This is a genomic window from Blautia difficilis, from assembly GCF_014297245.1.
Taxonomy (GTDB): domain Bacteria; phylum Bacillota; class Clostridia; order Lachnospirales; family Lachnospiraceae; genus Blautia_A; species Blautia_A difficilis.
On record NZ_JACOQG010000081.1, the window covers coordinates 1 to 1,593 of the forward strand.

General features: G+C 39.2%; 1 protein-coding gene and 2 pseudogenes. 2 read left to right on the forward strand and 1 reads right to left on the reverse strand.

What is annotated here, in order from left to right; all coding sequences use genetic code 11:
- Positions 1 to 117: 117 nt before the first annotated feature.
- Positions 118 to 381: pseudogene (locus H8Z82_RS17840) on the forward strand (MobA/MobL family protein); the annotation flags it as partial.
- Entirely contained in the window at positions 359 to 1,069 is a 711-nt protein-coding gene (locus H8Z82_RS16890; protein WP_008369915.1) for a DUF6040 family protein, read from the forward strand. The pseudogene H8Z82_RS17840 and the gene H8Z82_RS16890, both read left to right, overlap by 23 nt.
- Before the next feature lie 219 nt (positions 1,070 to 1,288).
- Here H8Z82_RS16890 and H8Z82_RS17225 read toward each other — a convergent pair.
- Positions 1,289 to 1,593 (reverse strand): annotated as a pseudogene (locus tag H8Z82_RS17225) (hypothetical protein); the annotation flags it as partial.

Genomic DNA, 1,593 nt, shown 5'->3' on the forward strand with positions numbered 1-1,593 from the left:
GAGGTTTATGGCTTGGACAAAACATTACGCGAGTAAACTCGCATAAGCGGTTCCCGCTAGCCCGGACAGACGGTTTCCCGTCTGCCGGACTTGCGGTGTTACCGCACAAGAATATTCATTAAAGAACGCCGAACAGTTGGAAGAGCTTCTGCTCCTGACCGAGGAGATACAAGAAGAACTGGAACAGAAAGACCAGCTTATCGTGGAACTGAAGACGCAGCTCAACGAATCTCTGATCTTGAACGAGAAATTAAACAAAGAGAACAGAGCCGGGAATATTCAAGCATTAAAGAACGACTTGAAGCTGGCAGACAGAGCATTGCGGAACGAGAAAGAGAAGCTGCGAAGCGCAAACGTCATGATCGGGGAATATCAAAATAAAATACGCTGTTTAACACAACAACGGGATTATGCCCGGACACATCAGAAAATCGTAGAGATACCGGTAGAAAAGCCGGTACTCTATGAAAAATGTGAATCCTGTGACCGGACAGCCTATCAGAATGAAAAAGCGAAATACGGAACACAAAAAGAGCGACTTGCCGGACAGTATAAAGCAAAAACGGTAATGTTCCAAACAACCTTGTTCCTTCTTGCATGGTATTCGCTGACAACCACTCTTTTTCAGGCAGTACAGTCCGATGTGTTCCTTTCCGATTGTAAATCATTCTTCCATGATGCAGCGTCATTCCTACAAACTTTTATCGGTTGGACAATTGATGCCGGGCAATCTGTGGCACAGATTAGCACAAAAATTCCAAATCCTTTTATAGCCGGAATGGTATATTGGTTATTTCTGATATTGGTTGTCGGAATATGTGTGGCAGGGACAGGGATACTGGCGATACTGATAGAAATAAAGGTTATAGAATTATATAAGAAAAACTGTTGGGATGTTATTACTCTACTGATGATACTGACAAGTACTGCTGTCATCATTTATTTTGGAGAAGCAATTAAAAAAGCACTTTCCGTAAATCTTCTATTGCTTTTCGTACTTTCTCAGGGAGTATATCTTGGAATCAGATGTTATTTGAAAAATCGGTTAGGTACCAAGCAATATTGGTGAAAACATGCTAAAAAACGTATAATAGCAGGGGATAAAACATCGTCCCCTACTATTATATAAACAGCGAAGTTTTACCCATCTCTCTCTTTTGAAAGATTCGCTACTTGTGGAACCGAGATATAAGGTTTCGCCTGTGTTCTTTGGTGTATCACTACCACATTTCTCTGTACCGATGTAATCTTTCTGCATACGGAAGCAAGAGATACAATATTCCTTATTTTAAAACATAATTACAATTCCTGTTTGACAAGAACGATCATCATAGAAGGATTGTATTTGTCCCCACTCATAATAATATTCGACGCCTGTCATACTCTTTTTACTGGGAGTACCTAAGCATTTCCTTAAAAACCTATTATTTTCTTCTTGCAACTTTTCTAAGACTGTACCATTCATTGTCTCATATTTCGTAGAATACTTTTTGTCTGCTCGAACCAATTCAATCTTTTTTACTTTTCCATGTCTTCCATAGATTGTAACATAAAACTTCTTATAAATCCATTTTAAAGGTTTCTTATAAATCA

Bases quoted from the DNA above. Each gene is read 5' to 3' on its own strand.
- H8Z82_RS16890 (WP_008369915.1), top strand. From the start codon at position 359: ATGATCGGGGAATATCAAAATAAAATACGCTGTTTAACACAACAACGG.